Below are 13,849 nucleotides of genomic sequence, written 5' to 3' on the forward strand. Positions count from 1 at the left end.
AATAAGAGGCAGGGTCATGGTCTTTTTCCCCCACCGCCACCTCATTGGCATCAAGGGCCTCACCGAGCAGGATATTACCTATCTTCTCGACAAGGCTGACGAAGCCGTCAAGATCAGCCGACAGAGAGAAAAGAAGACGTCGACCCTTCGGGGACTGACGCAGATCAACCTCTTCTTTGAAGCGTCGACGCGAACGCAAGCCTCCTTCGAACTTGCCGGCAAACGCCTCGGCGCCGACGTGATGAACATGTCGGTCGGCAATTCCTCGGTGAAGAAGGGCGAGACGCTGATCGATACGGCGATGACGCTGAATGCGATGCGGCCTGATGTCCTGATCATCCGCCACTCCAGCGCTGGTGCTGCAGCCCTTCTGGCGCAGAAGGTCTCCTGCTCCGTCGTCAATGCCGGCGATGGCCAGCATGAGCACCCGACGCAGGCGCTGCTCGACGCGCTGACGATCCGCCGCGCCAAGGGCCGGCTCTCGCGCATCATCGTGGCGATCTGCGGCGACGTGCTGCATTCGCGCGTGGCGCGCTCCAACATCCTGCTTCTGAACGCCATGGGCGCAAGGGTGCGCGTCGTCGCCCCCGCAACGTTGCTGCCGGCCGGCATTGCCGAGATGGGTGTCGAGGTCTTCCATTCGATGAAGGAAGGGCTGAAGGACGCCGATGTGGTGATGATGCTGCGACTGCAGCGCGAGCGCATGTCCGGCGCCTTCGTGCCGTCGGTGCGTGAATATTATCATTTCTACGGGCTGGATGCGGAAACGCTGAAGGCGGCGAAGGACGATGCCCTCGTCATGCATCCGGGACCGATGAACCGCGGCGTGGAAATCGCCTCTGAGGTCGCCGACGGGCCGCAGAGCGTAATCGCCGAACAGGTGGAAATGGGGGTTGCCGTGCGCATGGCCGTCATGGAGACCCTGCTGGTTTCCCAGAACCAGGGACCCCGCACTGATGGAGTGGGCGCATGAGCAATCTCGTCCTCAAGAATGTGCGCATCGTCGACCCCTCCCGCAATCTCGATGAGGTCGGGACCGTTATCGTCAAGAACGGTCTCATCGTTGCGGCCGGCAAGGATGCGCAGAACCAGGGCACGCCGGAAGGCGCTACCGTGCGCGACTGCACCGGTCTCGTCGCGACGCCGGGCCTCGTCGATGCGCGCGTCCATATCGGCGAACCCGGTGGCGAACACCGCGAAACGATCGCTTCGGCAAGCCGTGCTGCGGCAGCAGGCGGTGTTACCTCCATCATCATGATGCCGGATACCCATCCTGTCATCGACGACATCGCGCTCGTCGAATTCGTCAAGAAGACGGCGCGGGATACAGCCGTCGTCAATGTCTATCCGGCAGCGGCCATCACCAAGGGGCTTGCCGGCGAAGAAATGACGGAAATCGGCCTGCTGATGCAGGCAGGCGCCGTCGCCTTCACCGATGCCCATTCGAGCATCCACGACACACAGGTGCTGCGCCGGGTGATGACCTATGCGCGCGAATTCGGCGCGGTCATCTCCTGCGCCACACGCGACAAATATCTCGGCGCCAACGGCGTCATGCATGAAGGCCTGCTGGCGAGCTGGCTCGGCCTTTCCGGCATTCCGAAGGAAGCGGAGCTCATCCCGATCGAGCGCGACCTGCGCATCGCCCAGCTGACGCGAGGCAACTACCATGCGGCGATGATATCGGTTCCGGAATCGGTCGAGGCGATCGAGCTTGCCCGTTCGCGCGGTGCGAATGTCACCTGCGGTGTGTCGATCAACAATCTGGCGCTGAACGAGAACGACATCGGCGAATACCGCACCTTCTTCAAGCTCTATCCACCGCTACGCTCCGAGGACGATCGGGTCGCGATGGTGGACGCGCTGGCCAGGGGTGCAATCGATATCATCGTCTCCTCGCACGATCCGCAGGATGTCGATACCAAACGCCTGCCCTTTGGCGAGGCTGAGGATGGGGCCGTAGGGCTCGAAACGATGCTGGCTGCAGCATTGCGGCTGCACCACAGCGGCGATGTCAGCCTGATGCGGCTGATCGATGCGATGTCGACTCGCCCGGCACAGATCTTCGGGCTCGATGCCGGAACATTGAAGCCCGGTGCGAAGGCCGATATTGCCTTAATCGACCTCGAGGAGCCTTGGCTTGTCGCCAAGGACATGCTTCTTTCCCGCTCGAAGAACACGCCGTTTGAGGATGCGCGCTTCAGCGGGCGGGCCGTCGCGACCTATGTCAGGGGCAAGCTGGTTCACGCATTGCAGGGCTGAAGGCTGCCCTGCCCTTGCTGGTGGGCTCTCCGCAAGAAGAGTTGGGGAACAAAATGATATCTGATCTTGTCACCTGGCAGATTACGCTGCCCCTGGCGCTTGCCGCCGTCGTCGTGGGCTACCTGCTCGGCTCCATCCCGTTCGGTCTCATTCTTACGCGCGCCGCCGGCCTTGGCGACGTGCGCAGCATCGGCTCCGGCAATATCGGCGCCACCAACGTCCTGCGCACCGGCAACAAGAAGCTTGCGGCCGCAACGTTGCTGCTGGATGCGCTGAAGGCTGCCGCAGCCGCCTGGATCATGGCCTATTTCGTGGGTGAGGAAGCGGGCATCATTGCTGGTTTCTTTGCCTTCATCGGCCACCTCTTCCCGGTCTGGATCGGCTTCAAGGGCGGCAAAGGTGTCGCCACCTATATCGGCACGCTGCTCGGCGTCGCTCCATCAATGGTTCTGCTGTTTGCAGCCGTCTGGCTGGGAACCGCATTTACCACCCGTTATTCCTCGCTTTCCGCTCTGGTTGCGATGCTTGTCATTCCGGTTGCACTGTGGATATTGGGCGATGAAAAGGTAGCGGCGATCATGGCAATCATGACCGTCATTTCCTACTGGAAACACAAGGCGAATATCTCCCGCCTGATGAGCGGGACGGAAAGCAAGATCGGGGCTAAAGGGTAATGGACGCGCTCAGCGCAAGGCCAAAGGGAATTGCGCTGACGGAGAGGCAGAGGATCGCCTGGCTGAGGCTGATCCGTTCCGACAACGTCGGCCCCGCGACTTTTCGTGATCTCGTTAATCATTTCGGCTCGGCAGAAGCGGCACTTTCCATGCTGTCGGAGCTTTCGGCGCGCGGCGGTGCGACCCGTTCGATCCGCATAGCCACCGAGGCTGAAGCCCATCGTGAACTTGAGGCAGCACAGCGCTTCGGCGCCCGCTTCGTCGGTATCGGCGAGCCCGACTATCCGCAGGCTCTGCGTCAGATCGACGGCGCGCCGCCGCTGCTGGCGGTCAAGGGTGATCTTTCCGTGGGTGACAGGCCGGCGGTGGGCATCGTCGGTTCGCGCAACGCTTCGATCAGCGGCGCGAAGTTTGCGGCGATGATCGCCCGCGACTGCGGCCGGGCGGGCTATACCGTGGTCTCCGGGCTTGCCCGTGGCATCGATACGGCCGCCCACCGGGCGAGCCTTGATACCGGCACCATTGCCGCAATGGCCGGAGGGCTGGACCAGCCCTACCCGCCCGAAAATGTCGGGCTGCTCGAGGGTATATGGAATGGCAACGGGCTTGCCGTCAGTGAGATGCCTTTCGGCTGGGAACCGCGCGCCCGCGATTTCCCGCGCCGCAACCGGCTGATATCAGGCATCTCGCTCGGTGTCGTTGTCGTGGAAGCAGCGGTTCGTTCCGGTTCGCTGATCACGGCGCGGATGGCTGGCGAATTCGGACGGCTGGTCTTTGCCGTGCCGGGCTCGCCGCTCGATCCGCGCTGTCACGGCACGAACGGACTATTGAAGGACGGGGCGACGATCGTCACCGCAGCTGAGGACGTTGTCGAGGCCTTGGCGCCGCTCTCCCAGCCCGATCTCTTCTCGCTGCCGTCAGCAGAAGAACCGAGGCGCGAAGGCGGCAGGATATCGCTTCCGCCCGACGAAACGGATCGCACACTCGTCATCGATGCGCTTGGCACGACGCCGGCGGAGATCGACGACATTATTCGCCATACGGGCCTTTCGGCATCCGCCGTCTATCTCGTTCTTCTGGAGCTGGATATGGCCGGGCGGCTTCACCGCCATGCCGGCGGGTTGGTTTCAGTTTCCATGACCGACTGAGCTGTCATGCGTGCCTGCAGGTCGCCAGATTCGACATAGGCCATTTCGATAAGATAGCAGAGCATCTCCGCATTTTCGCGTTCATCTACCTGACGTAACTCTCCAAGCATCTGCCGGATGAAAGCAATGTTCTCACGCGATGCCGAGCGATCGATGTCTGTTCCTGCAACCTTGGGCGCCATAATTGTCTCTGTGAAATCAGAAAAGGCTGCTTTACAAGGAGCCCGAACCAAACTTCAAAAATGACAGAGCAATTATCTTGAATTGCAATACACCAACAGTCGCGCAATGGTTGCGTCACGTCGCAAAGACGTAAAATTAGAGCAAACCTCTTGACCAGAGCGAATTCCCTGTCCATGTCGGAGGGCCGGTATTCATGCTGCAGTGCATGTTCCGCCTGCTTGTTCGCCGGATCGGCACTTTTTTAGAGAATCATCATGAATGTTGTAGTGGTGGAATCGCCTGCCAAGGCCAAGACGATCAACAAGTATCTGGGTCCAGGATACAAGGTGCTCGCCTCTTTCGGCCATGTGCGCGATCTGCCTGCCAAGGATGGATCAGTTCTTCCGGATCAGGATTTCGAGATGCTGTGGGAGGTGGATAGCGCCTCGTCCAAGCGCATGAAGGATATTGCCGACGCGGTGAAATCCTCCGATGCGCTGTTCCTGGCGACCGACCCCGATCGCGAAGGCGAGGCGATCTCCTGGCATGTTCTCGACCTTCTGAACAAGAAGCGCGTCATCAACGGCAAGCCCGTCAAACGCGTCGTCTTCAACGCCATCACCAAGAAGGCCGTGCTCGATGCGATGGCCGATCCGCGTGACATCGATGTCCCGTTGGTCGATGCCTATCTCGCGCGCCGTGCGCTCGATTATCTCGTCGGCTTTAACCTGTCGCCCGTTCTCTGGCGCAAGCTGCCCGGCGCGCGGTCGGCCGGCCGCGTGCAGTCGGTTGCGCTGCGCCTCGTCTGCGATCGTGAATCCGAGATCGAGCGCTTCATCTCCGAGGAATACTGGAACCTTTCAGCGCTCCTGAAGACGCCACGCGGCGACGAGTTCGAAGCAAGGCTGGTTGCCGCCGACGGCAAGCGGCTGCAGCCGCGCGCGATCGGCAATGGTGACGAAGCCGGCAAACTGAAGGCACTGCTGGAAGGCGCAAGCTATGTCGTCGAAAGCGTCGAGGCAAAGCCTGTCAAGCGCAATCCGGCTCCGCCCTTCACGACCTCCACATTGCAACAGGCCGCCTCCTCCAAGCTCGGTTTCTCGGCTTCGCGCACCATGCAGGTCGCGCAGAAGCTCTATGAGGGTTTCGATATCGGCGGCGAGACGGTCGGTCTCATCACCTATATGCGTACCGACGGCGTGCAGATGGCGCCGGAAGCGATCGATGCGGCGCGCGGCGCCATCGCGGATCAGTTCGGTGAGCGTTATCTGCCCGAAAAGGCGCGCTTCTACTCCACCAAGGCCAAGAACGCCCAGGAAGCGCACGAAGCGATCCGTCCGACCGATTTCAACCGCTCGCCAGACCGCGTCCGCAAGTTCCTCGATGCCGACCAGATCCGCCTCTATGACCTGATCTGGAAGCGCGGCATTGCCAGCCAAATGGCGTCGGCCGAGATTGAGCGCACGACGGCGGAAATCATTGCCGACAATAACGGCCAGAAGGCTGGGTTGCGTGCGGTAGGCTCCGTCATCCGCTTCGATGGCTTCATCGCCGCCTATACCGACCAGAAGGAAGACGGCGAACAGAGCGACGACGCCGACGACGAGGATGGTCGCCTGCCGGAGATCAATGCGCGCGAGAACCTCGCCAAGCAGAAGATCAACTCGACACAGCATTTCACCGAGCCGCCGCCGCGCTATTCCGAAGCTTCGCTCATCAAGAAGATGGAAGAGCTCGGCATCGGCCGGCCGTCCACCTATGCCGCGACGCTGGCTACGCTCCGCGACCGCGATTACGTGACGATCGACAAACGCAAGCTGATCCCGCAGGCGAAGGGCCGTCTCGTCACCGCCTTCCTCGAAAGCTTCTTCACCAAGTATGTCGAATATGATTTCACGGCCGATCTCGAAGAGAAGCTCGACCGGATCTCGGCAGGCGAGCTCAACTGGAAGCAGGTCCTTCGCGACTTCTGGAAGGATTTCTTCTCGCAGATCGAAGACACCAAGGAACTGCGCGTCACCAATGTATTGGACTCGTTGAACGAAGCACTGGCGCCGCTGGTCTTCCCCAAGCGCGAGGATGGCAGCGATCCGCGCATCTGCCAGGTCTGCGGTACTGGCAACCTGTCGCTGAAGCTTGGCAAATATGGCGCCTTCGTCGGCTGCTCGAACTATCCGGAATGCAACTATACCCGCCAGCTTTCCTCCGAAAATGGCGGCGAGGCTGAAGGCGCTGCGCTGAACGAACCGAAGAACCTCGGCACCGATCCGACCACCGGCGAGGAACTGACGCTGCGTTCGGGCCGTTTCGGCCCCTATATCCAGCGTGGCGACGGCAAGGACGCCAAGCGCTCTTCGCTGCCGAAGGGCTGGAAGCCTGAGGATATCGATTACGAGAAAGCGATGGCGCTGATTTCGCTGCCGCGCGATATCGGCAAGCATCCGGAGTCCGGCAAGATGATCTCTTCCGGGCTCGGTCGCTACGGGCCATTCCTGCTGCATGACGGCACCTACGCCAATCTGGAGAGCATCGAGGACGTCTTCTCGGTCGGCCTCAACCGCGCCGTGACGCTGATTGCCGAAAAGCAGGCGAAGGCGCCAGGCGGCAACCGCGGAACGCCGGCAGCCCTGAAGGAACTCGGCGATCATCCAGACGGTGGCGCAATCACCGTTCGCGACGGCCGCTACGGCCCCTATGTCAACTGGGGCAAGGTCAATGCGACGCTGCCAAAGGACAAGGATCCGCAGGCCATCACCGTCGAGGAAGCGCTGGCGCTGATCGTGGAAAAGGCCGGCAAGGCTCCCGCGGGCAAGACCAAAGCCAAGGCAAAGCCGAAGGCTGCCGCAGCGGAAGCCAAGCCGACGAAGACTGCCGCCAAGCCGAAGGCGACCAAGGCAAAAGCATCGGCGAAAACGAAAAAGAGCTGAGGGTGACGAGAGAACCGCGCGAGACTACGAGACCCATGGGCAAACGCCCGGGAAAGATCGGCCGCTCGAGCAGGGAAGCTGCGCCCGAGCCGCTGAACGTCGTGCATGGAGTGCTGCCGCCACGTGAGGTGATCCTTCGTTTCATCGCCGAACATCCGCAGAAGGCCTCCAAGCGCGAACTCGCGAAGGCCTTCGGGCTGAAGGGCGAAAGCCGCGTCGAGCTCAAGCGCCTGCTGCAGGAGCTTGAACAGGAAGGCATGCTGCAGAAGACCCGCAAGTCGCTGATCCGGCCGGGTGCACTGCCGCCTGTCACCGTGCTCGACATCACCACGCGCGACAAGGACGGCGATCTGATCGGTCGCCCCGCCGAATGGCCGGAGGATCAGGGCGTGGCCCCGGCCGTCGCCATCCGCCAGCAATCGCCAGCCGGCCGACAAGGCAAGGGCAAGTCGCCCGTTGCCGGCCTCGGCGACCGTATCCTCGCTAAGATCTTCCCCGCCGTCGACCGCGGCGGCCCGGCCTACACCGCCCGCATCATCAAAGTGATCGACAAACGCCGCGGCGCTAGCATGGGTGTCTTCAAGGACGCGCCGGGAGGTGCCGGACGCCTGCTGCCCATCGACCGGCGCGGCGAGGAAATGGTGATCGACCCTGAATATAAGGGCGATGCCAAGGACGGCGATCTGGTCGAGGTGGAGATTGCGCGTCTCGGCCGCTTCGGACTGCCGCGCGCCAAGGTTCTCTCGGTCGTCGGTTCGGTCGGATCGGAAAAGGCGATCTCGATGATTGCCGTGCATGCGCACGGTATTCCGCATGTTTTCCCTCCCGCCGCCGTCGCAGAGGCGGATGACGCCAAGCCTGCCACCATGTCGCATCGCGAAGACTGGCGCGACATGCCGCTGATTACCATCGACCCTGCCGACGCCAAGGACCATGACGACGCCGTCTATGCCGAGGATGATCCATCGGAAGACAATGCCGGCGGCGTCATCATCACGGTCGCCATCGCCGATGTATCCTGGTATGTGCGGCCGAATTCACCGCTCGACCGCGAAGCGCTGAAGCGCGGCAATTCGGTCTATTTCCCCGACCGTGTCGTGCCTATGCTGCCGGAGCGCATCTCCAACGATCTCTGCTCGCTGAAGGAAGGCGTCGACCGTCCTGCTCTTGCCGTGCGCATGGTCTTTTCGAAGGAAGGCCGCAAGATTGGCCATACCTTCCACCGCATCATGATGAAGAGTGCTGCCAAGCTCTCCTATCAACAGGCGCAGGCGGCGATTGACGGCAAGCCCGACGACAAGGCCGGGCCAATGCTGGAGCCGATCCTGAAGCCGCTCTGGCGCGCCTACGAGACGATGAAGCGCGGCCGAGACCGGCGTCAGCCCCTCGAGCTCGATATGCCCGAGCGCAAGATCCTGCTGAAGCCTGACGGCACCGTCGACCGGGTCTTCGTTCCGCCGCGCCTCGATGCGCACAAGCTGATCGAAGAAATGATGATCCAGGCGAATGTCTGCGCCGCCGAGACACTCGAAAAGAAACGCCAGCCGCTGATCTATCGCATTCACGACGGACCGACGCTCGCCAAGCAGGAAATCCTGCGCGAATTCCTAGCCACGCTCGGCATCTCGCTTGCCAAAGGCGGCAATATGCGGGCCAACAATTTCAACGGCATTCTCGCCAAGGCGGACGGCACGGCGCATCAGACCATGGTCAACGAGATGGTGTTGCGGTCGCAGAGCCAGGCAATCTACAGTCCTGAAAACATCGGCCATTTCGGCCTGAACCTGATGAAGTACGCACACTTCACCTCGCCGATCCGCCGTTATGCCGACCTCATCGTCCATCGCGCGCTGGTCGGCTCGCTCGGCTTCGGCGAAGGCGGCATCACGCCGGATGAAGAGGCAACACTCGACGATATCGCCGCCGAAATCTCGACCTTCGAGCGACGCGCCATGGCCGCCGAGCGCGAGACAGTCGACCGTCTCATTGCCCATCATCTTGCCGGCCGCATCGGCCAGGAATTCGAAGGGCGCGTTTCGGGTGTCACCAAATCCGGCCTGTTTATCATGCTGCCGGACTATGGCGCTGATGGTTTCATCCCTATATCTACGCTCGGCACCGACTACTTCATCTATGACGAGGCTCATCAGGCCCTAAGCGGTGAAAAAACCGGCCTTGGCTATCGTCTCGGCGATAATGTGACGGTGCGGCTGGCAGAGGCGATACCGCTTGCAGGCGCCCTGCGTTTTGAAATGCTGAGCGAGGGACGCAACATGCCGACGGCGGTGCGCTCCTTCCACAAGGCCGGACGACGCGATGCAAATCGCGCCCGCAAGAAGGTCGGAACAAGGCCGCCGCGCGGGCGGCGCTAGTTCCGGAAAGGAAAGACCTATGAGCACACCGACAGATGAGGTCGTCCGCTACGGGGATACGCCCGATGCAGAGCGCCCGCTCGGACGCTCCATCATGCGCGGCATGCTCAACCGCTGTCCGGCCTGCGGCGTCGGCAAGCTGTTCAGAGCCTTCCTCAAACCCGTCGATCATTGCGCCGCCTGCAGCGAGGCTATGTACCACCAGCGCGCCGACGACCTGCCGCCTTATCTTGTCATCTTCGTGATCGGCCACGTCGTGATCGGTGGCTTCATGCTGACGGACATGGCCTTCGTGCTACCGGTCTGGGCACATCTCGCCATCTGGGCGCCGATCACCATCATAACCGCACTCGTCTCGATCCAGCCGATCAAGGGCGGCGTCATAGGCCTACAGTGGGCGCTGAGGATGCATGGTTTCGGCGGCGGCGACGACGAACATGATGAATACGACATACCCGGCCGGCAAGCTTGAACACCTTCACCTTACAGACATATTTCGCGTGTAGTGGCAGCGACCTAAGCGCCACGGCCTGTAGCCGACTATCTGCAGCAGATCGAAGCGGTAATCATTTCTTGTGCGGGGAAGGCTTACACTCCAGGAATTGCCGACGAACGCCCGAAATATTATGAACCCTGCCCGTCACTCGGATTTGGCATGTCTATGTCTTTCTATGTGGCACCAGACGGACGATTCGTCCGCATACTTCTCTAAGGATGGATAAATGTCTCAGCCGAGAAACGGCACACCGGGCGATGTCGAGGAAATCCATTGGCCTTCTCTGGTGGCAGCCGTCTCGTCCATTTCCGCCGTTGGCATCGCGATCGGCCTGGGACTTCCTCTTCTGAGCATCATTCTCGAAAAGCGGGGCATCTCCTCCACCCTTATCGGTCTCAATACGGCCATGGCCGGCGTAGCAGCGATGGCAGCAGCGCCGATCACCACCAAGCTGGCGCATAAATACGGGGTGGCGCCCACCATGCTGTGGGCGGTGCTGATCTCGGCATTCAGCGCGCTCGGCTTCTACTACGCGCAGGACTTCTGGATGTGGTTTCCGCTGCGCTTCGCCTTCCACGGCGCCACGACCACACTCTTCATCCTCTCTGAATTCTGGATCAACGCGGCCTCGCCGCCTTCCAAACGCGGCTTCGTGCTCGGCATCTACGCGACCGTCCTTTCACTCGGTTTTGCAGCCGGCCCGCTGATCTTCTCGCTGCTCGGCAGCGACGGCATCCTGCCCTTCCTGGTCGGTGCCTTTGCGATCCTCTTGGCTGCGATCCCGATTTTCATCGCCCGCCATGAAAGCCCTGTCCTGGACGAGAAGCCGGAGCTGCATTTCATGCGCTACGTCTTCCTGGTGCCGACCGCGACCGCAGCCGTCTTCATTTTCGGTGCGGTCGAAGCCGGCGGCCTCTCGCTCTTTCCGATCTTTGCGGTGCGTGCACATTTCACGGAATCGCAGGCGGCCCTGCTGCTCACCATGATGGGTGTCGGCAACGTCATCTTCCAGATCCCGCTCGGGTTGCTTTCGGACCGCATCAAGGACAAGCGTCCCCTGCTCGTTCTGATGGCGTTCACCGGTTTCATCGGCACGATGATGCTGCCGATCCTCGTCGATAACTGGCTTCTCATGGCCGGGCTTCTGGTTTTCTGGGGCGGTTGCGTCTCCGGCCTCTACACAGTCGGACTCAGCCATCTCGGCTCGCGACTGACAGGCTCGGACCTTGCGGCAGCCAATGCGGCCTTCGTTTTCTGTTATGCGGTCGGCACCGTTGCCGGTCCGCAGGCGATCGGCGCGGCCATCGATGTTGCCGGAAACAACGGTTTTGCCTGGGCAATTGCCTGCTTCTTCGGGCTTTATGCCGTGCTCGCCGGCATAAGACTGCTTTTCCTCGGAAAGCGGGCTTGACTTTTCGGGCTAGATTCGTAGTTTCGCGCCAGAATTTGCCGTGGAGCCTATCCGGCTTTCCACGGCTTTCATTTTCTTAAAGGCAGGACGACCATGGCCAAGGCTACCACTATCAAGATCAAGCTTCTGTCGACGGCCGACACTGGTTTCTTCTACGTCACGACGAAGAACAGCCGTACGATGACGGACAAGATGACGAAGACCAAGTACGACCCGGTTGCTAAGAAGCATGTCGAGTTCAAGGAAACCAAGATCAAGTAATTTACCTGATCTCACGGTTTTTTCAAAAAAGCGCGCGCCCTCGGGTTGCGCGCTTTTTGTTTGTACTGGGCTCGCATGAGGCAATGTTAGCGCAAACAAGAAAAACGCCGCCCTTCCATCTTCGGGAAGTGACGGCGTTTTTACGAAAAGGGGGTCGGCCAGCATGCAAAACGGCACGAGGAACCGTTTAAATTGCGTACCAGCCGACCGACCCCACGACCCAGGAGATGCGGCGGACCTGAGCATCATGGGGTATCGACGGCTCCTCCATGGGAGCGTTTTCTGTTCTAAGCCGATAATTTGCGCAAAAATGAAAGAAAATCAACAAATTCTTAATGGTAAAATTTCAAGGCATGATTCTATGGTTAAAAGTCCAGTTTTGGTACATGTAAAGAAACATCCGTTCTCTTTTACCAAAAGGACAATATTTGCCCCTGCCAAGAATTCGATAAATATATTACAATAACACGGTCGCCCCTACCCTTACGTAAGGCGCCGGCGTTACGTGTTCCGAAATACGACTTACGCGGACAAGCTGTCCATTAGGCGGTTATAGTTCGCTCTTCTTTCTTCATTCATTGCCTCTATCTTTCGGGCGCAGGCGATGTCTGCCATAGGAAGAAACAGGCTTTAAAGTTCATTTTTTCGCTATCGGCTTGAAAAGCAAGCCTCCTCGTTGCAGCCATCAACATTAAATATTCGTAAGGTCCAGCTACCCCCAGTGGATAACCGAAAGCGACGCGTTACGGAGCGCCGTATCGTCAGGCGGCTGAGGCCACGACGCGGTTGCGCCCGGTGTTCTTCGCCTCATACAGCGCAAGGTCTGCCTGCTTCATGAGCTGGTCGGGTGTTATGACCGAGGCGATACGCGAGGATATGCCGAAAGAGGCCGTAATATTCAGCGTTTCGCCTGATGACTTCAGCAGGAACGACGTGCTTTCGATGGCTGCGCGCAGCCTCTCTGCAACGGCCGCGGCGACTTCCGGCGAGGTGTCCGGCATGACAACGACAAATTCCTCCCCGCCATAACGGCAGGCGAGATCAGCGCCACGAACGGTCGAGCGCACGCGGTTTGCAAATTCCTTCAGCACCTGGTCGCCGCCGTCATGGCCATAGGTATCGTTGACGTGCTTGAACCTGTCGATATCGGTGATCAGGACCGAGAGCGGCCGGCCGCGGGCCATCGAACGGTTGAAGAGCACGTTGAGATGGTTGTCGAGATAACGGCGGTTGTTGAGGCCGGTCAGCGGATCAGTGACGGCGAGCTCGATCGTCTGCTTGACGCTGGCGCGCAGGCGGTCGTTGTAGCGCTTGCGGCGGATCTGCGTCAGGCTGCGGGCGACCAGCTCGTTCGGATCGACGGGGCGGACGATATAGTCGTTAACGCCGAGATCGAGCGCGCGGATCACCATTTCATCGGAGCCCTGCTCCGTGATGATCAGGATCGGCAGGAAACGGGTCCGCTCCAGCGAGCGAAATTGCGAGCAGAGTCGCAGCGGGTCGTAGTCATCGAAATTGGCGTTGACGATGACAAGTTCGAAGGCGCTCTCGGCCGCTTCGAAAAGGGCAGCCTGCGGATCGGAAATGGCGACAACATCGGCGACGGGCTTCAGCGCCCTGATAATGCGTTCCTGCGAGTTGGCGCGGCTGTCGACCAATAATATCTGTCCCGCCTCGTCGTAGCGACCGTCGCCGGCTCGCATCAGTTCATCCAAGCCCATCGTATGGGCCGTCTCGGCGCGCATACGAAGTTCGTCGCTCAACGTCTTCAGGCGCAGCAGGCTCTTCACCCGGGAGATCAGCTGCAGGTCGTTGACCGGCTTGGTCAGGAAGTCGTCGGCGCCGACCTTCAGGCCACGCACACGGTCGGCCGGCTGGTCCAGCGCGGTGACCATGACGACGGGAATATGGGCAGTCTTCGGATTGGCCTTCAGCCGCTCGCAGACTTCGAAGCCGTCGATGCCGGGCATCATGATGTCGAGCAGGATGAGATCGACCTGGTTGCGGTCGCAGATCGCCAGCGCCTCGTGGCCGTCGGCTGCGGTCAGTACGTCGAAATATTCGGCCAGCAGCCGCGCTTCGAGCAGCTTCACATTCGCCGGAATATCGTCAACCACCAGTATTCGCGCAGTCATG

11 protein-coding genes are annotated in these 13,849 nt (G+C 60.5%); 9 read left to right on the forward strand and 2 right to left on the reverse strand.

Annotated features, from left to right (window positions below):
* Positions 1–16 precede the first annotated feature (16 nt).
* The 4 genes from AC1DUP_RS11775 to dprA are packed head-to-tail and all read left to right on the forward strand — an operon-like array spanning position 17 to position 4,084.
* Positions 17–973, forward strand: a complete 957-nt coding sequence (locus tag AC1DUP_RS11775; protein WP_112544507.1) for an aspartate carbamoyltransferase catalytic subunit — start codon at positions 17–19, stop codon at positions 971–973.
* Positions 970–2,262, forward strand: coding sequence for a dihydroorotase (locus AC1DUP_RS11780; RefSeq protein ID WP_115035317.1), 1,293 nt, complete (start codon positions 970–972; stop codon positions 2,260–2,262). Before AC1DUP_RS11775 ends, AC1DUP_RS11780 begins: the two co-directional genes overlap by 4 nt.
* 53 nt (positions 2,263–2,315) lie before the next feature.
* Positions 2,316–2,936: a glycerol-3-phosphate 1-O-acyltransferase PlsY gene (plsY, locus tag AC1DUP_RS11785; protein ID WP_113301265.1), complete on the forward strand. Its 621-nt coding sequence runs from the start codon at positions 2,316–2,318 to the stop codon at positions 2,934–2,936.
* The gene (dprA, locus tag AC1DUP_RS11790; protein ID WP_477832736.1) at positions 2,936–4,084 is read left to right on the forward strand and encodes a DNA-processing protein DprA; all 1,149 of its coding nucleotides are present in this window, start codon (positions 2,936–2,938) and stop codon (positions 4,082–4,084) included. Before plsY ends, dprA begins: the two co-directional genes overlap by 1 nt.
* On the opposite strand, the gene AC1DUP_RS11795 is transcribed toward dprA, so the two are convergent.
* Positions 4,039–4,266: a hypothetical protein gene (locus AC1DUP_RS11795; RefSeq protein ID WP_477832737.1), complete on the reverse strand. Its 228-nt coding sequence runs from the start codon at positions 4,264–4,266 to the stop codon at positions 4,039–4,041. The genes dprA and AC1DUP_RS11795 overlap by 46 nt on opposite strands.
* 255 nt (positions 4,267–4,521) lie before the next feature.
* Here AC1DUP_RS11795 and topA point away from each other — a divergent pair, with 255 nt between their 5' ends.
* The 5 genes from topA to rpmG all read left to right on the forward strand — a co-directional run bounded on the left by topA (position 4,522) and on the right by rpmG (position 11,713).
* On the forward strand, positions 4,522–7,173 hold the full coding sequence (topA, locus tag AC1DUP_RS11800) for a type I DNA topoisomerase (protein ID WP_477832738.1): 2,652 nt from the start codon (positions 4,522–4,524) through the stop codon (positions 7,171–7,173).
* A gap of 2 nt (positions 7,174–7,175) precedes the next feature.
* Positions 7,176–9,545: a ribonuclease R gene (rnr, locus tag AC1DUP_RS11805; RefSeq protein WP_477832739.1), complete on the forward strand. Its 2,370-nt coding sequence runs from the start codon at positions 7,176–7,178 to the stop codon at positions 9,543–9,545.
* A 19-nt stretch (positions 9,546–9,564) separates the two neighbouring features.
* A complete protein-coding gene (locus AC1DUP_RS11810; protein ID WP_477832740.1) occupies positions 9,565–10,017 on the forward strand; it encodes a DUF983 domain-containing protein in 453 nt (150 codons plus the stop codon).
* A 250-nt stretch (positions 10,018–10,267) separates the two neighbouring features.
* Positions 10,268–11,452, forward strand: a complete 1,185-nt coding sequence (locus AC1DUP_RS11815) for an MFS transporter (RefSeq protein ID WP_477832741.1) — start codon at positions 10,268–10,270, stop codon at positions 11,450–11,452.
* A 93-nt stretch (positions 11,453–11,545) separates the two neighbouring features.
* Positions 11,546–11,713 (forward strand): 50S ribosomal protein L33, encoded by a 168-nt coding sequence (gene rpmG, locus AC1DUP_RS11820; protein ID WP_003547442.1) that lies wholly within the window; start codon positions 11,546–11,548, stop codon positions 11,711–11,713.
* 761 nt (positions 11,714–12,474) lie between these two features.
* Here the strand turns inward: rpmG and AC1DUP_RS11825 are convergent.
* Complete coding sequence (locus AC1DUP_RS11825) at positions 12,475–13,848, reverse strand: PleD family two-component system response regulator (protein WP_477832742.1); 1,374 nt, start codon at positions 13,846–13,848, stop codon at positions 12,475–12,477.
* Position 13,849 lies beyond the last annotated feature (1 nt).

It is taken from the genome of Rhizobium sp. 01L419 (assembly GCF_056400025.1).